Genomic DNA, 15799 nt, shown 5'->3' with positions numbered 1-15799 from the left:
GATACCGGAAAATGGTACGACGAAACTTTTCCGGATCAGACGGTTTTAGGGCCTTGTCCGTCAATGTCCCATTTGGGATACCTTGATCACTGCGCTAGCCACTGGCCTGCGTTCGGCTGGGGCGAGCACCATTGGTGCCGGGCCTTGGTTGCCCGTAAGTTCGATGTCTCTGTCGTTTACTGCGTCGCCTGGTAAAGTTCCGAAGCGGCCTCTTTCAGCGCGCGCCGGCCGTCCGGCTTGAGATACATCATGTGCCCACCTTCAACGACGTCGAGGCGGATCGGCCTGGCGCCGGCGAGCGACGGGATCTGGCCGACCAGATAACGCGACGCCAGATAAGGAGTGACGAGATCGGTGTAGCCATTGACGATGACGACGCCCAGCGCGGGATTCAGGGAGCGCGCCCGCTGCAAATCGTCCATCACACCGGCATAGCCCTGGCGCGAGGCGCTCGTGCCATAGTCCCAGTTGTGGCTGACATCGCCATTCAACAAGCGGTAGCTGACATCGGTGCGAAAGTTCAGTTCGTCGCGCGCGTAACCGACAAAGGCCGAGGTCAGCGCCGGCACACTGCGGTCCAGCACCGGATCGGGACCGGCGATGCGGGCGCTCTGGGGAGCGATGTCCGCCGTCGCGATCATGCCGTCATAGGGGCTGAGCACCTTGCCCGTGGCACGGGCAAACTCCCTTGCGAAGAGCGAGGTCGGGACGCGGGCGAAGTTGCGGTGAACGAGATCGGGTGGCAGGCCGGTGATCTCGGCCACGCGATCGCTCGCCAGCCGCCCGCCTTGCTCCAGCCCGCTGGTGAGCGCGGTGAGGTACTCGCCAAGTGCATAATGCTCGACCTCGGCGAGCGTTTTCCGCAGTGTATCGCCGTTGACACCTTCACTGCGCAAGCGGACCGCCGCGAGGGAGGGTAGTTCGAGAGCCCAATGCAGCGGCTCGAATTCGTCGGGCTGCACCAGGGTGAATTCCAGCGCCGGTGAGATCAGCACGATGCCGCTCGGGCTGATGCCGATATCTTCCTGCAGCGTCCTGGCAAGCAGTGCCGCCCGGAACCCGCCATAGCTCTCACCGGCGAGGAACAGCGGGGATCCCGTGCGGCCGTTTTGGGCGAGATAGAGCCGGATAAAGGCGCCGATCGAACTGGCGTCCTGGCTGACGCCCCAGAAGTCGTGCGTGTCCTGGCCAGGAGCCTCGCGACTGTAGCCGGTTCCCACCGGGTCGACGAAGACGAGGTCGGTCATGTCGAGCCAGCTGTCGGAATTATCGACGAGCTTTTGCGGCGAAGGGAGGAATTCCCCGTCGGCTCCGGTCGCCACGATGCGCGGTCCGAGCGCGCCGAGATGCAGATAGGCTGATGCGGCGCCCGGGCCGCCGTTGAACACGAAGGTGATCGGCCGCGGTGCTTCCGTCGCGACGCTCTCCCGCGGTTTCAGCGTATAGGCAACATAGAAGATTTCCGCTGTGACCTCGCCCTTGCCGGAGAGCAGCGGGAGCGTCCCGGCCTTTGCCTGGTACTGCAGACTGCGCCCGCCAATGCTGATCGAATGGTCGGTGATCGCGGGCGGCGGCAGCAGCGACAGCACGCCGCCCGCGGGCGCCGGCCGCTCTGGCGTTTCAGCCGGGAGAGGCTGCGCGAAGCCGGCAAGCATGAAGAGGACAAGGGGGACGAGTTTCAGCTTGGAACGCATGAGGCCTCCGCGGGAACGACACCCGCATAGGTATGGCCGAGGCGAATGAAGTCAAAGGGAATAGAGGACGGCGGGCCTCCTGCTGTCCCGCCGACACCAGTTCCTGATAGCTTGGGGCGTCCTGCTCGGATTGGCTCACACGTATTGCACGGCCGTGCTATCAAGACAGAAAGCCGTTCGGAAGGAACGAAAATGGACGCAACCGAACTCAAGGCCATGCAAGCGCCGCTGAAGCAGGCCTATCGCGACGACGCCGCGCAAGCACTGATCACGCTGAGGGCAAAGGGCTCGATCGACGAACAGTCGGTGGCCTGCAAGGTGGAGACGGGCAGGGCGTTGGCAATCGCCGGCCTTCATCCCGCAACAGGCGGCTCGGGGCTCGAACTGTGCTCCGGCGACATGCTGCTCGAGGCGCTGGTGGCGTGCGCCGGGGTGACGCTGAAGGCGGTGGCCACCGCGCTCGAGTTCAAGCTCGGCGCCGCGACCGTTGAAGCCGAAGGCGACCTTGATTTTCGCGGCACACTTGGCGTCGCCAAGGACGCGCCGGTAGGCTTTCGCGCCATCCGGCTCAATTTCAGTCTCGACACGCAGGAACCGCAGGAGCGCATTGATTCGCTGCTGAAGCTGACCGAGCGCTATTGCGTGGTGTTCCAGACCATCAACCAGAAGCCGGAACTGACGGTGAGCGCGCGGTGATGAATCACAAGGCCCGCGGCAGCGGCCGCGGGCCTTGTGATACCTGATACTTACTGAGCCGACGGCTCTTCGGCGTCGCCTTCGTCGGTGAAGGGCGAGGCGCTCGGCACGCACTGCACGGACCAGCCTGCGGGTGTCGGCTGCTTCTGATACTCGGTGATGGCGGCGGTACACTGTTCGCGCTTGTCGAAGGTGCTGGGCAGCACGACCATGCCGCCCTGCGGACCGGCGATTACCAGATACCAGACCAATGCTGCGGTCGTAGCCATGGAGTTTTCCTTGTCTGCCCAGCAGGGCGCTTGGTGTGGGAGTCGCCAATGCTAACAACTCCTCGGAAATGACGAAAGCATGACCGCCGCCTTAGATCACAGCCGCGTCATGATTCTGCAGGTTTTCGGGCTGGGCGTGTTGCAGCCGCCACTCAATCGGTCGCAAAGAACAGCCGCCGAGGCATCGAGAACGGTGCGGTCGTGATGATCCATCATGGCTGCCTCTTCGGCACCGTCAAAGGCTCGAGTTTATTCCGGTTGCCGGTAGGCGACGAAGCGGTTGTGCTTGGCCTGGAAGATCAGCCCTGTCTCTGTGAGGCCCGGGCTGGCCAGCGGCACGATGCGTTTGGCGATCTCGGAGGGGTGCGGCAATGTCTCGGGATCCTCACCGGGCACGGCTTGCGCGCGCATCGCGGTGCGCGTGGCGCCGGGGTCGGCGGCGTTGACACGCAGCGGCAGGCTTTGCGTCTCATGCGCCCAGGAGCGCATCATGGTCTCGACCGCCGCCTTCGATGCCGCGTAAGGCGCCCAGAAGGCGCGCGCGGAATGCGCGGCATTGGAAGACAGGATAATCGCCCGACCGGCATCCGAAAGCCGCAGCAGCGGGTCGACGGAGCGGATTAGCCGCCAGGTCGAGGTGACATTGATGGTCATCACCTTTTCGAAGGTCTTGGCCTCGACATGGCCGATCGGCGAGATGACGCCGAGCACGCCGGCATTGGCGACGAGAATGTCGAGCTTGCCCCAGCGCTCGTTGATGGCGCCCCCTAGCCGGTCGATGCCGGCCATGTCGGCGAGATCGAGCGGCACCAGCGTCGCCTGGCCGCCGGCCGCCTTGATCTGGTCGTCGAGTTCTTCCAGCCCACCGACGGTGCGGGCAACCGCGATGACATGCGCACCGGCGGCCGCCAATTCCCTGGCGATGAAATAGCCGATGCCGCGCGAGGCACCGGTGACGACCGCAATGCGGCCGGTAAGGTCGAAGGTCATGCGATGGCTTCCGCAGATATGGCTGGAGCTAAGGACGGTCCGGCAATCCTATGCCCCATTGTTCGCCAGCAGCGACAGCGTGCGCACATTGTCGTGGCCTTCGAAGTCGAGCAGGCGGGTCGGATATTGGCCGGTAAAGCAGGCGTCGCAGAATTGCGGCTGGTCGTCGTCGCGGCCGGCCTCGCCCACGGCACGGTAGAGCCCGTTGATCGAGAGGAAGCCGAGCGAATCGACGCGGATGAACTCGGCCATCTCTTCCACCGACATGCGCGAAGCCAGCAGCTTCGACTTCTCCGGCGTGTCGACGCCGTAGAAGCACGACGCGCTGGTCGGCGGCGATGCGATGCGCATGTGCACTTCCTTGGCGCCGGCGTCGCGCACCATCTGCACGATCTTCTGGCTGGTGGTGCCGCGAACGATCGAATCGTCGACCAGCACCACGCGTTTGCCCTCGATCATGCGGCGGTTGGCGTTGTGCTTCAGCTTAACGCCCATGTGGCGGATCGAATCGCCTGGCTGGATGAAGGTGCGGCCGACATAGTGGTTGCGGATGATGCCGAGCTCGAAGGGAATGCCCGCCGCCTGGGAAAAGCCGATCGCCGCCGGCGTGCCGGAGTCCGGCACCGGCACGACGATGTCGGCCTCGACCGGATTTTCCTGCGCCAGTTCGGCGCCGATGCGCTTGCGCACCTCATAGACGTTGCGGCCTTCGACCGAAGAGTCGGGCCGGGCGAAGTAGACATATTCGAAGATGCAGAAGCGGGTCTTCTGTGGTTCGAACGGGAACAGGCTCTCGATGCCCTTGGAAGTGACGACGACCATCTCGCCGGGTTTCAGGTCGCGCACGAAACGGGCGCCGATGATGTCGAGCGCGCAGGTCTCGGAGGCCAGAATCCAGGCGCCGTCGAGATCGCCCAGAACCAGCGGGCGGATGCCGAGCGGATCGCGGCAGCCGATCATCTTCTTGGCCGTCATCGCCACCAGCGAGAAGGCGCCCTCGACCTGACGCACCGCGTCGATGAAGCGCGAGTTGAGATCGCGTTCCTTGCTGGTCGCAACCAGGTGCAAAAGCGTCTCGGTGTCGGAAGTGGAGGAGAAGATTGCGCCTTGCTGCTGCAGCGCGCGCTGCACGGTCATGGCGTTGGTGAGGTTGCCGTTATGGGCGACGGCGAAGCCGCCATCGGCCAACTCCGCGAAGAAGGGCTGGATGTTGCGCATGCCGGCGCCGCCAGTGGTGGCGTAGCGCGTGTGGCCGATGGCGCGGTTGCCTTGCAGGCTGTCGATGACGCGTTGCTTGGTGAAGGTATCGCCGATCAGGCCGACATGGCGTTCGACATGGAACTGCGTGCCGTCATAGGAGACGATGCCGGCCGCTTCCTGGCCACGATGCTGCAGCGCATGCAGACCAAGTGTGACGATGGCTGCCGCATCCTGCCGGCCAAAGATGCCGAACACGCCGCACTCGTCATGGAAATGATCGTCAGCCTCGGCGGAAAGCACGTCGTCTGCGTCTGCCATCTTAAGCTCCGCTAAAATCGCCATATAAGGCCGTCGCGCGTCGAAAGCAACGCACTGCGTGCGGTCGTTCACATGGATCGACCGTCCGACGTCCAGTTTGCTGCCTCAGTTCGCCGGCGCTGGCGCCGGCTTGGCCGTGTTGTCGGCGGGACCGGCGTCGTTGTCGTCTGGCGCTGGCGCATTGGCGTCGTCGCCACCGGCCGGAGCATCCGCCGCCGGCGCGTCCGGCGCGGCGGGCGTCTCGGCGGCCGGCTGATTCGGATTGAGCTTCTTGAGAATGGCGTTTTCCGGGTCCTCTGGCAGCAGACTCTCGAGCTTGGCGCCGATCTGTTCCAGCAGCGGCCGCGACTTGGCTTCCGTGACCCAGGCCGGGGCCTTGGCGCCGGCCAGCCAGTTGAAGAACAGCAGCGCCACCGCGACGACCAGGATGCCGCGCGCGGCGCCGTAGAGAAAGCCGAGCGTGCGGTCGAGCGCGCCGATGCGCGAATCGATAATCCAGTCGGCGAGCTTCATGGTGATGACCGACACGACGATCAGCGCGATGATGAAGACGACGCCGGCGGCCGCCGCCATGGCGATCTTCTCATTGTCGATATAGGGCTTCAGGTAGGGCAGGATCGGTTTGTAGAAGAAGAAGGCGGCTGCCGCCGCCGCCGCCCACGAAACAACCGAAAGCACCTCGCGCGAAAAGCCGCGAACCATGGCGAGCATCGCCGAGACCAGGGTGAAGCCGACGAGAATTCCGTCAAGCAGCGTAATCGGCATGTCTTTGGCCCCACTCCGATCTCATTTTCACGGCTCGGCGAGCCGCGTCACTCTTCATCGTCGACACGGCTGCGCCGTGAGCCGGCTATGCGCGCCACGAGGTCGGCAAGCTCGGTGGGCTGGAAAGCGCCGGCCCCGATCCCTCCGGCAAGTTCCTCGCTGCCCAAGGGCAGAACCGCGCTACCAAAACCCAGCTTTTCGGCTTCCTTGAGGCGCTGCTGCGCATGCGCAACCGGCCTCACCGCGCCCGAAAGGCTGATTTCGCCGAAATAGACGCAATCGGCGGGAAGGGCAAGACCGGTGAGCGAGGAAACCAGTGCGGCGGCGACCGCGAGATCGGCCGCCGGCTCGCTGATGCGATAGCCGCCGGCGACGTTGAGATAGACATCATGCTGCCCGAAACGGACACCGCAATGCGCCTCCAGCACCGCCAGCACCATCGACAACCGCGCGCCGTCCCAGCCGACCACCGCCCGGCGCGGCGTGCCGAGTGACGAGGGTGCGACCAGCGCCTGGATCTCGACCAGAACGGGCCTGGTGCCTTCCATGCCGGCGAAAACCGCCGCTCCCGGCGATTTCGCGTGCCGTTCGCCAAGAAAAAGTTCGGACGGGTTGGAGACCTCGCGCAGACCCTTGTCCGACATTTCGAAGACGCCGATCTCGTCGGTCGGTCCGAAGCGGTTCTTCACCGTGCGCAGGATGCGGAAGTGGTGGCCGCCTTCGCCCTCGAAATAGAGTACGCCGTCGACCATGTGCTCGACCACGCGCGGACCCGCGATCTGGCCTTCCTTGGTGACGTGGCCGACCAGCACGATCGCGGCGCCCGTGGATTTCGCATAGCGGATCATTGCCTGGGCGGCGGCGCGTACCTGGGTAACCGTGCCCGGCGCCGAATCGGCAAGGTCGGTCCACAGTGTCTGGATCGAATCGAGGATAACCAGATCCGGCCGCTTGCCGTCGGCGATCGTGGCGAGGATGTCCTCGACATTGGTCTCGGCCGCCAGTTCCACGGGCGCCGACGCGACGCCGAGACGCTGCGCACGCAGCCTGATCTGGGCAACGGCCTCTTCGCCCGAGACATAGACGATGCGATGGCCCTTGGAGGCAAGAGCGGCCGCGGCCTGGGTGAGCAGCGTCGACTTGCCGATGCCGGGATCGCCGCCGACCAGCAGTGCCGAGCCGCGCACGAAGCCGCCGCCAGTGGCACGGTCGAGTTCGCCGATGCCCGAGACGATGCGCGGTGCGTCCTCGATGTCGCCCGAAAGCGTGGTCAGCACCACGGCCCGGCCCTTGCGGGCATTGCGCGTGTTGGCAGGCCCCGAGCCGATGCCGCCTGACGTGCCTTCCTCGACCAGCGTGTTCCACTCGCCGCAGGCATCGCATTTGCCGGCCCAGCGCTGGTGCACCGAACCGCAATTCTGGCAGATGAACTGGACGCGGGATTTGGCCACGCTTTTACCTTCCCGCGCGCTTGCGGGCGCCGCGATCCTCCGCGCCCCCTTCTGTCCTGCCGGACAGAGGGGAGCGTCGTAGGACGCCTTGCTTGCGTATTTCTGTTGCGACCGCGGGCAAGAGGCTACTCAAACCTCTCCGCGATGTGGTGCTCTTCCGCCAAATCCGAGAAGCGGGTGAATTCGCCATGGAAGGCGAGTGTGACCGAGCCCGTCGGCCCGTGGCGCTGCTTGGCCACGATCACCTCGGCCTTGCCGCGCATCTCGTTCATGTCGTTTTCCCACTTGACGTATTCCTCGGTGCCGAGCTTCGGCTCGCGGTTCTTGAGGTAATATTCCTCGCGATAGACGAAGATGACGACGTCAGCGTCCTGCTCGATCGAACCGGATTCGCGCAGGTCGGAGAGCTGCGGGCGCTTGTCGTCGCGGCTTTCGACCTGACGCGAGAGCTGCGACAGCGCGATGATCGGCACGGCCAGTTCCTTGGCCAGCGCCTTCAGGCCCGTGGTGATCTCGGTGATTTCCTGCACGCGGTTCTGCGAAGACTTGGCGGATGAGCCCTGCATCAGCTGGATATAGTCGATGACGATCAGGTCGAGGCCACGCTGGCGCTTCAGGCGACGCGCGCGGGCAGACAACTGGGCAATGGAAATACCGCCGGTCTGGTCGATAAACAGCGGGATCTTCTGCATGGTCTGCGAACAGGCGACCAGCTTTTCGAAATCCATTTCGCTGATTTCGCCGCGGCGGATCTTCGAGGAAGAGATTTCCGTCTGTTCGGAAATGATACGGGTTGCGAGCTGTTCGGACGACATTTCGAGCGAGAAAAACCCGACGACGCCGCCATTGGCCGCCTTGAACGAGCCGTCGGCCTGCTGCGCCGGCTCGTACATCTCGGCAATGTTGAAGGCGATGTTGGTGGCTAGCGATGTCTTGCCCATGCCTGGACGGCCGGCGATGATGATCAGATCGGACGACTGCAGGCCGCCCATGCGGCGGTCGAGATCGCGCAAGCCGGTGGCGAGGCCCGACAGACCGCCGTCGCGCATATAGGCGGCGTTGGCCATGTCGACCGCGGTCTTGACCGCGTCGGTGAAGCTCTCGAAGCCGCCGTCATAGCGCCCGGTTTCAGCCAGCTCGAACAGGCGGCGCTCGGCGTCCTCGATCTGTTCGGAAGGCGACATGTCGACAGGTGCGTCATAGGCGATGTTGACCATGTCCTCGCCGACCGTGATCAGCGCCCGGCGCGTCGCCAGGTCGTAGATGGCGCGGCCGTAATCGGTGGCGTTGACGACGGTGACGGCTTCCACCGCCAGCCGCACGACATATTGCGCCACCGTCATGTCCCCGACCTTTTCGTCGGCCGGCAGGAAGGTCTTCAGCGTGATCGGCGTCGCCGCCTTGCCCATGCGGATCAACTCGGCCGCGACGTCGAAGATCTTGCGGTGCAGGGGTTCATGGAAATGGCCGGACTTCAGGAAGTCGGACACTCGGTAGAAGGCATCGTTGTTGACGAGGATGGCGCCAAGCAGCGCCTGCTCGGCCTCGATGTTGTTGGGCGATTCGCGATAGAGCGGTTGCTCCGCCACGCCGAATTTTCGCGCTGCCTCTGCCATGATGTCCCCGATTTAGATCCCGGCCTTTCGATATCAGAACTGGACAAGTCGATGCTGACTTATGTGCAACAGCTCGTGTCGAAGCGGCTTTGATACTCGCGATTCACAGCCAAAATTTTTCCGTGGAAAGAATCGCAATTGACTCGAATCGAGAGTTGCGAGTTTAGCGTTTCTCGAAGAAGAACAAAACAGGAAAGTGGGCGATGGTTGACACCGGATTGCGGAGCGATGGTCTTCGCTTCATCTCACGCCAGCGCATCGCCCCAGTCCAGCCGCCGCGCCACCTTGAAGGCGTCGCCGTCGCGTTTGGTGAAGAGCTTTTCGTCGGCGCTGCCGTCTGCCTCGCATAATTTCAGCGACACCTTGCCGGATCCTGATTTCGGCGGCGCGATCACTCGTGCGGCGAGGGAGGCAGCCGGCTGGCGCGAAGCAGCGACATAGATGAATTTCTCGTCTTCCCACGGCACCTCCGCGTCCTTGGCCAGCCGGTGCAGGCGCGAGCGGGCGACGCGGCGGGAAAAGTGGCACCAGTCGGGCGGGTTGAGCGGGCAGGGTGCTTCGTGCGGGCAAGGCGCCAGCAGATGCGCGCCGGCGGCGATCAGTTGCTGCCGCACGGCCAGAATTCGCAGCCAGCCCGCCGGCGTGCCCGGCTCGACGATCAGCAACGTGTCCGTCGTGAGTTGCCATAGCCGGTCGACCATTTTGGGCAAGGATGCCGGCACGATCTCGTCCAGCACATAGGCGCATGTGACGAGGTCGGCCGGTTGAAGGTCGGCAAGGTCTGTCGTGACATCGCCGGCCCGCCAGATGGTCCGGGCCGCGATTGCGCCGGCCGCGAGTGTCTCGCCGATCTTGCGCACCGCGGCACTCGCCTCGAACAACGTTGCCAGTTCCAGTTCAGGCCAGAGATCGCTGGTAGCCCAAAGCACCGTGCCAGGGCCGGCGCCAACGTCGAGCAAGGTCGCGGGTGTGAAATCCGGCCGGGCTTCGGCGAGCGCATCGAGGCTGGCGCGGACCGCCGCGTAGGTCGCCGGCATCCGCGTCGTCAGATAGGCCTTGACCGCCATGTCCTGCGCCATGTGCAGGCGCCCGTCGCGCAGTTCGGCGCGGTAGCGGTCGGACAGGATTTTTGCTGCCTGCTTCAGGTCCGGCAGCGGCACCTTTTCCAAAATGCGATCGACAGCCTGTCGAAGAGTGGCTGGCAGTTCCACGGCCTATGCCCCTCTCGGTGCGAGCAGGATGATCGAGGCGCCGGCCATGCAGAGCGCCGCACCGGCAAGGTCCCAGCGATCGGGCCGCACGCCTTCGACCAGCCACAACCAGGCGAGCGAGGCAGCGATGTAGATACCGCCGTAAGCGGCATAGGCGCGGCCGGCGGCGCCTATGCCGATCAATGCCAGAAGCCAGGCGAACACAAGCAGCGAGGCAAAGCCCGGCAGCAGCCAGAGGGGCGACTTCTCCAATCGCCACCACGCCCACACCGAAAAGCAGCCGGCGATCTCGGCCAGCGCCGCGGCTGTGTAGAGGAGATAGGTCATGAAAAAGGCCTCGCTTCGATCACGAGGCCTTTTTCGGGGCAGGAGCCGGCAATGGCAAGCGCCAATAATGCGTCCTGACAGCGCCGTTCCTATTCCGCCACCTTGCGTCGGCGGGCGGGCTTGGCGGGCTTCTCGGCGGGAGCCGCCTCGCGGCGGCCCATATCTTCACGGTGCCCCATGTCCTCACGGTGCCCCATGTCCTCACGGTGCCCCATATCGCGCATTTCCAGAGCTTTTTCGCATTTGGCCATATAATCGCGCGTCATCGGCAGCGTGTCGTTCGTCTTGGTGATCTGGAACTGGAAAATCACCAGATCCTGCCAACGGAAGGCGGCTTCCGAGGCGGCCAGATAGAACTCCCACATGCGGCAGAAGCGTTCGTCATAGATAGCCTTGGCCTTGTCGCGGTTGGCGGCGAAGCGCTGGCCCCAGTGCTTCAGCGTGTCGGCATAGTGGAGCCGCAGGATCTCGACGTCGGTGACCACGAGGCCGGACTTCTCGATCGCCGGCAGTACTTCGGACATTGCCGGAATGTAGCCGCCGGGGAAAATATACTTGCGGATGAAGGCGCTGGTCGCCCATGGCACGCCGGAGCGGCCGATCGTGTGCAGAAGCATGACACCATCAGGCTTCAGCAATGTTGCCGCCTTGTCGAAGAAGGTCCGGTAATGGTTGACGCCGACATGCTCGAACATGCCGACCGAGACGATGCGGTCGAAGCGTTCGTTGAGCTCGCGATAATCCTTCAGCTCGAAATGGACGTGGTTCTCCAGCCCTTGCGCATGCGCCCGGTCGGTGGCGACGCCATGCTGTTCGGTCGACAGCGTCACGCCTTGTACGTCGACGTCGAAGGCTTTGGCGAGGTAGAGGCCAAGCCCGCCCCAGCCGGAGCCGATGTCGAGCACCGTCTGGCCGGCCTTCAGCCGGAGCTTGGCGGCGATATGGCGCTTCTTGGCGGCCTGCGCCTCGTCCAGCGTCATGTCCGGTTGCTCGAAATAGGCGCAGGAATACTGCATGTCCTCATCGAGGAAGAGCCGGTAGAGCTCGCCCGACAGATCGTAGTGGCGCTGCACGTTGCGGCGCGAGCGCGAGGCGGTGTTGATCTGCTGCAGGCGGCGGAAGGCGTGGCGCAGGCCCTCGATGGCTTTCGACCAGGTTGCGTCGATGCCGCCGCTGCCCATGTTCTGGAAGGCAATGCGCATCAGTCCGAGCACGCCGCCTTCAAGAATGTCCAGCTCGCCGTCCATGTAGGATTCAGGCACCGCCAGCATCGGGTCGAAGGTGATGGCGCGCTCGGCATGCCGGGTCTTGATGTGCATATGCACCGGCTCGCCGCTGCCGTCGCCGAAGATGAATGTCGAACCCTGCGGCCCGGTTACTTTGAGATTGCCCGTGCGCACCAGGCGGTCGAGAACGCGCTTCAACAGAATATTCATTGTCCGATGTCCCCTCGCGGTCAGACAGGCTGTCCTACTCTGCATCAATATATAGGGTTTCGAAAAGTTCCTTTTGGCACAAAAATGCCCGGGCGAGAGGCCCGGGCATTGGTCCAGAAATGGCTGGAAAGCGGTGGTCCGAGTGGCTCGGACCTGTGCCATCAGGCGTTTTCTTCGCCGCCTTCGAACTCGGCATTCGGATCGAAGAAGTTTTCCGGCCGCGCATTGTCGTTGATGTCGTCGCCGTAAATAGCTTCGGCAGTGGTCAGCGTCTCGCCCTTGGCCTGGCGTTCGGCCTCGTCGGCCGTGCGGGCGATGTTGAGCGTGATGGTGACTTCGACTTCCGGATGCAGGGCGATCGCCACATTGGTGACACCGATGGTCTTGATCGGCTGGTTGAGCTGGATCTGGTTGCGGTTGACCGTGAAGCCCTCCGTGACCAGCAGATCGGCGATGTCGCGCGTCGACACCGAACCGTAGAGCTGACCGGTCTCGCCGGCCGAGCGAACGGCGATGAAGCTCTTGCCGTCGAGCTTTTCGGCAACCTGCGCGGCTTCAGACTTGCGCTCGAGGTTGCGGGCTTCGAGCTGGGCGCGCTGGCCTTCGAATTTCTTCTTGTTGGCTTCGTTGGCGCGCAGCGCCTTGCCCTGCGGCAGCAGGAAGTTGCGGGCAAAACCGTCCTTGACCTTGACGGTATCGCCCATCTGGCCGAGGCGGGAGACGCGTTCGAGAAGAATGACGTCCATGATTATGTTCCTTTTGGTTGGGCGTCCGTCCACAAGGCCGGCGCCGAATTCTCTGGAACAGGTCAGGAAGCAAAAGGGCGTTGCCGCCGGTGTCGCTGTCCTGCCTGTCGCGGCAGTTAGAGGTTTTGACCTCAACTCGGGATTTGATGCCTAACCGGTCAAGCCCGTCATGGCCGGCGATAAGGAACGGACGGCGAACCGCCCGTTCGGAAGAATTAGCGAACCACGTAGGGCAGCAGGCCGAGGAAGCGGGCGCGCTTGATCGCCTTGGCGAGCTCGCGCTGCTTCTTCTGGCTGACGGCGGTGATGCGCGACGGCACGATCTTGCCGCGCTCGGAAATGTAGCGCTGCAGCAGACGCACATCCTTGTAGTCGATCTTCGGTGCATTGGCGCCGGAGAACGGGCAGGTCTTGCGGCGGCGATGGAAAGGGCGCCGGGTCGGGATCTGGTTGATGTCGACCATTATTCTGCACCCCCTTCAAAACCTTCGCGCGGACGGCGCGGACCACGGTCGCCGCCTTCGCGATCGCCGAACGAACGCGGGCCACGATCGCCGCGGTCGCCGAAGCTGCGCGCCGGACGATCGCCACGGTCGCGATCGCCGAAGCCGCCGCGCTCGGAGCGCTCTTCGCGCTTCTGCATCATGGCCGAAGGGCCTTCCTCATGCGCCTCGACCTTGATGGTCAGGAAACGCAGCACGTCCTCGGACAGACCCATCTGGCGCTCCATCTCGTTGAGCGCCGCCGGCGGGCAGGTGAGATCCATCAGCGTGTAGTATGCCTTCCGGTTCTTGTTGACCCGGTAGGTGAGGGACTTCAGTCCCCAGTTCTCGACCCGGCCGACGGACCCGCCATTTGCTGCGATGACGCCCTTGTACTGTTCGACAAGCGCATCGACCTGCTGCTGCGAGAGGTCCTGCCGGGCAAGAAACACATGTTCGTAAAGAGCCATTATGTATCAGTGCCTTTCTTCGTTTCTCTCCCGGTTCCCGGCGGCAAAAGCCTCTGCAACTTCTCTGACCCGCGTGTGCCTCGAAAGGCGCGGGGAAGAAAGGAGCATGACGAGACGGTCGAGAGCGGAGACACGGGAGGCGGAAGCGCTTCTGGCATCACACGAAGGTTCTAGAAAAAACCTCCGGCCCTCCGTTCAGCCCCCAGCTGGGACCGGCAGATTGGCGGCGTCTATACAGCAATCCGCTGATAAGGCAAGGGCAAGCGGCATCCCCGATGTCGCAGCCACCAGAAAATCAAGCCGCGGCGCGCGCAAGGCCTGGCGATTTTCCCGGCAACCGGCGCTTAACCACAATATTAGTTTGCGCCGGGTTGAGCCCGCCGTCAACGGTCGATTCATCATGCAACATGCAAAGACCGGGCAACCGCGCATATCAAGCGGCAGGCATTTCCGGGGGTAAGGATGCTTCTCAACAGATTCTGGCGCTCGAAGAGCGGCAATTTCGCGCTTCTGATGGGGTTGGGGCTGCCAGCCATTCTGTCAGCCGTGGCCTTCGCGACCGATGTCTCGACCATGATGCGGGCGAAGAGCAACCTGCAGAACGCGCTCGATTCCGCAAACCTTGCCTCGTCGCATCTTGGCGATCTGGACATTACCCGCACCGACGCCTTCAACCGCTATTTCCAGGCCAACATCGCCGGGCATGGCGAACTCGTCAACGCGCAGGCGACGCTGACCGTCGACAAGGGCGTCAATTTCATCAAGACCAAGGCGGTCGCTTCGGCCGACGTCAATCTGAACTTCGCCTTCCTGTTTGGCCAGAGCAAGCACATCGTGGTCGATGCCTCGGCGGTCGAATCGAACAATCAGCTCGAAGTCGTGCTGGTGCTGGACAATACCGGCTCGATGCGCGGCGCCCGTATGACGGCGCTCAGGGCCGCGACCAAATCATTGCTTGACACTCTCGAATCGACAAAATCGCCGACGCGCCAGGTCCGTGCCTCACTGGTGCCATTCGTCACGGCCGTGAACGTCAACGGCGACGGGTTCGACCCGTCCTGGATCGATATGGACGGCAAATCCTCGACCAACGGCATAAATTTCCCCGTCATCGACGGCAAACGCCCGAACCACATGGCGCTGTTCAAGCAGCTCAAGGACACCGGATGGGCCGAGCCCGGATGGAACGACACGGGATGGAAGGGCTGCGTGGAGGCGCGGCCCGGCGCCTACAACATTTCCGACACGCCGCCCGATCCGACCAAGCCCGACACGCTGTTCGTTCCCTATTTTGCGCCGGATGATCCCGGAGATGCGCAGATGCCGTCCAGCACCTATGGCAATGAGGCAAAATACTACAACAATTCTTATCTCGCCGACACCGGCGACACGGTCAAGCTGGACAAACAAAAAGGCAACAACCGGCTCGGCATCGACTTCAGCGGCCTCGGCAGCGATCCCGACAAAGCCACCAAGGAAAAAGTCGCCAAATATGTGGCGCCAGAAAAGGAACTTATCACCGAGACAGGAACTTCCATCACCGTTGGCCCGAACCGTTCCTGCCCGACCCCTGTCGTTCCCTTGACCGAAGATTTCGACAAGCTGCGCAAGGCGGCAAGCCAGATGACCGAGTGGAACGGCTCGGGCACCAATGTGTCGGAGGGCCTGTCGTGGGGCATGCGTGTGCTGTCGCCCGCTCCGCCTTATACCGACGGGGCGCCGTGGAAGACGCCTGGCATCAGCAAGATCGTGCTGTTGCTCACCGACGGTGAGAATGTCGTCTATGGTGCGAGCGAACAGCCGACGAAATCCGACTACACATCCTATGGCTATCTGGCGGGTGGCCGCTTCGGGTCGGATAACCAGGCGACGGCGGCCCGCAATGTCGACGGCTGGACCAAGAGCGTCTGCACGCAGTTGAAGAACGAGGGGGTGCAAATCTACACCCTGGTGCTGCAATCCGACACGCCCGCCAACCGCACGCTTTACAGCGCCTGCGCTTCCGACCCGAGCAACTATTATGCCGTCAATGACCCGACCAAACTGCCGGACGTGTTCCTGCAGATCGCCAACAAGTTCTCGAAGCTGCAATTGACGAATTGAACCCATGGCCCGAAAGCATCGGGCC

Annotated in this window: 15 protein-coding genes; 2 read left to right on the top strand and 13 right to left on the bottom strand. The window is 63.4% G+C overall.

Going from position 1 to position 15799, the window contains the following annotated elements:
• Positions 1 to 176: 176 nt before the first annotated feature.
• Positions 177 to 1694 carry a S10 family peptidase gene (locus tag O7A60_RS22420; protein ID WP_337108041.1) on the bottom strand — a complete coding sequence of 506 codons (1518 nt, stop codon included), beginning with the start codon at positions 1692 to 1694 and terminating at the stop codon, positions 177 to 179.
• A gap of 192 nt (positions 1695 to 1886) precedes the next feature.
• Here O7A60_RS22420 and O7A60_RS22415 point away from each other — a divergent pair, with 192 nt between their 5' ends.
• Positions 1887 to 2390, top strand: a complete 504-nt coding sequence (locus tag O7A60_RS22415; RefSeq protein WP_027144133.1) for an OsmC family protein — start codon at positions 1887 to 1889, stop codon at positions 2388 to 2390.
• 50 nt (positions 2391 to 2440) lie between these two features.
• Here O7A60_RS22415 and O7A60_RS22410 read toward each other — a convergent pair whose 3' ends face one another.
• The 12 genes from O7A60_RS22410 to rpsF all read right to left on the bottom strand — a co-directional run bounded on the left by O7A60_RS22410 (position 2441) and on the right by rpsF (position 13671).
• Entirely contained in the window at positions 2441 to 2659 is a 219-nt protein-coding gene (locus tag O7A60_RS22410) for a hypothetical protein (RefSeq protein WP_337108040.1), read from the bottom strand.
• A 249-nt stretch (positions 2660 to 2908) separates the two neighbouring features.
• Positions 2909 to 3649: an SDR family NAD(P)-dependent oxidoreductase gene (locus O7A60_RS22405; protein ID WP_337108039.1), complete on the bottom strand. Its 741-nt coding sequence runs from the start codon at positions 3647 to 3649 to the stop codon at positions 2909 to 2911.
• 48 nt (positions 3650 to 3697) lie between these two features.
• Positions 3698 to 5167, bottom strand: a complete 1470-nt coding sequence (gene purF, locus O7A60_RS22400; RefSeq protein WP_027144131.1) for an amidophosphoribosyltransferase — start codon at positions 5165 to 5167, stop codon at positions 3698 to 3700.
• A 105-nt stretch (positions 5168 to 5272) separates the two neighbouring features.
• Positions 5273 to 5932 carry a CvpA family protein gene (locus O7A60_RS22395; protein WP_337108038.1) on the bottom strand — a complete coding sequence of 220 codons (660 nt, stop codon included), beginning with the start codon at positions 5930 to 5932 and terminating at the stop codon, positions 5273 to 5275.
• 47 nt (positions 5933 to 5979) lie between these two features.
• Positions 5980 to 7383, bottom strand: coding sequence for a DNA repair protein RadA (radA, locus tag O7A60_RS22390; RefSeq protein WP_027144129.1), 1404 nt, complete (start codon positions 7381 to 7383; stop codon positions 5980 to 5982).
• Positions 7384 to 7508: 125 nt separating this feature from the next.
• Entirely contained in the window at positions 7509 to 8999 is a 1491-nt protein-coding gene (locus O7A60_RS22385) for a replicative DNA helicase (RefSeq protein WP_027144128.1), read from the bottom strand.
• 245 nt (positions 9000 to 9244) lie between these two features.
• On the bottom strand, positions 9245 to 10210 hold the full coding sequence (locus O7A60_RS22380) for a small ribosomal subunit Rsm22 family protein (RefSeq protein WP_337108037.1): 966 nt from the start codon (positions 10208 to 10210) through the stop codon (positions 9245 to 9247).
• Positions 10211 to 10213: 3 nt separating this feature from the next.
• A complete protein-coding gene (locus tag O7A60_RS22375; protein WP_337108036.1) occupies positions 10214 to 10537 on the bottom strand; it encodes a YnfA family protein in 324 nt (107 codons plus the stop codon).
• 89 nt (positions 10538 to 10626) lie between these two features.
• Positions 10627 to 11973, bottom strand: a complete 1347-nt coding sequence (locus O7A60_RS22370) for a cyclopropane-fatty-acyl-phospholipid synthase family protein (RefSeq protein ID WP_337108035.1) — start codon at positions 11971 to 11973, stop codon at positions 10627 to 10629.
• Positions 11974 to 12134: 161 nt separating this feature from the next.
• Positions 12135 to 12719 (bottom strand): 50S ribosomal protein L9, encoded by a 585-nt coding sequence (gene rplI / locus O7A60_RS22365; RefSeq protein WP_337108034.1) that lies wholly within the window; start codon positions 12717 to 12719, stop codon positions 12135 to 12137.
• 215 nt (positions 12720 to 12934) lie between these two features.
• A complete protein-coding gene (rpsR, locus tag O7A60_RS22360; protein WP_006203718.1) occupies positions 12935 to 13183 on the bottom strand; it encodes a 30S ribosomal protein S18 in 249 nt (82 codons plus the stop codon).
• Positions 13183 to 13671, bottom strand: coding sequence for a 30S ribosomal protein S6 (gene rpsF / locus O7A60_RS22355; protein ID WP_027144123.1), 489 nt, complete (start codon positions 13669 to 13671; stop codon positions 13183 to 13185). Before rpsF ends, rpsR begins: the two co-directional genes overlap by 1 nt.
• 462 nt (positions 13672 to 14133) lie before the next feature.
• Between rpsF and O7A60_RS22350 the strand changes: the two genes are divergently transcribed.
• On the top strand, positions 14134 to 15774 hold the full coding sequence (locus O7A60_RS22350; RefSeq protein WP_337108033.1) for a pilus assembly protein: 1641 nt from the start codon (positions 14134 to 14136) through the stop codon (positions 15772 to 15774).
• Positions 15775 to 15799: the final 25 nt, after the last annotated feature.

This window comes from Mesorhizobium salmacidum (SeqCode) (assembly GCF_037179605.1).
GTDB lineage: Bacteria > Pseudomonadota > Alphaproteobacteria > Rhizobiales > Rhizobiaceae > Mesorhizobium > Mesorhizobium salmacidum.
This window is presented reverse-complemented; position numbering and strand designations above follow the sequence as displayed.

Excerpts from the sequence above, each read along its gene's own strand:
- O7A60_RS22395 (WP_337108038.1), bottom strand. The coding sequence starts at position 5,932 with ATGCCGATTACGCTGCTTGACGGAATTCTCGTCGGCTTCACCCTGGTC.
- O7A60_RS22415 (WP_027144133.1), top strand. The coding sequence starts at position 1,887 with ATGGACGCAACCGAACTCAAGGCCATGCAAGCGCCGCTGAAGCAGGCC.
- O7A60_RS22410 (WP_337108040.1), bottom strand. The coding sequence starts at position 2,659 with ATGGCTACGACCGCAGCATTGGTCTGGTATCTGGTAATCGCCGGTCCG.
- rpsF (WP_027144123.1), bottom strand. The coding sequence starts at position 13,671 with ATGGCTCTTTACGAACATGTGTTTCTTGCCCGGCAGGACCTCTCGCAG.
- O7A60_RS22385 (WP_027144128.1), bottom strand. The coding sequence starts at position 8,999 with ATGGCAGAGGCAGCGCGAAAATTCGGCGTGGCGGAGCAACCGCTCTAT.
- rpsR (WP_006203718.1), bottom strand. The coding sequence starts at position 13,183 with ATGGTCGACATCAACCAGATCCCGACCCGGCGCCCTTTCCATCGCCGC.
- O7A60_RS22405 (WP_337108039.1), bottom strand. The coding sequence starts at position 3,649 with ATGACCTTCGACCTTACCGGCCGCATTGCGGTCGTCACCGGTGCCTCG.
- O7A60_RS22420 (WP_337108041.1), bottom strand. The coding sequence starts at position 1,694 with ATGCGTTCCAAGCTGAAACTCGTCCCCCTTGTCCTCTTCATGCTTGCC.
- O7A60_RS22350 (WP_337108033.1), top strand. The coding sequence starts at position 14,134 with ATGCTTCTCAACAGATTCTGGCGCTCGAAGAGCGGCAATTTCGCGCTT.
- O7A60_RS22375 (WP_337108036.1), bottom strand. The coding sequence starts at position 10,537 with ATGACCTATCTCCTCTACACAGCCGCGGCGCTGGCCGAGATCGCCGGC.
- O7A60_RS22370 (WP_337108035.1), bottom strand. The coding sequence starts at position 11,973 with ATGAATATTCTGTTGAAGCGCGTTCTCGACCGCCTGGTGCGCACGGGC.
- rplI (WP_337108034.1), bottom strand. The coding sequence starts at position 12,719 with ATGGACGTCATTCTTCTCGAACGCGTCTCCCGCCTCGGCCAGATGGGC.
- purF (WP_027144131.1), bottom strand. The coding sequence starts at position 5,167 with ATGGCAGACGCAGACGACGTGCTTTCCGCCGAGGCTGACGATCATTTC.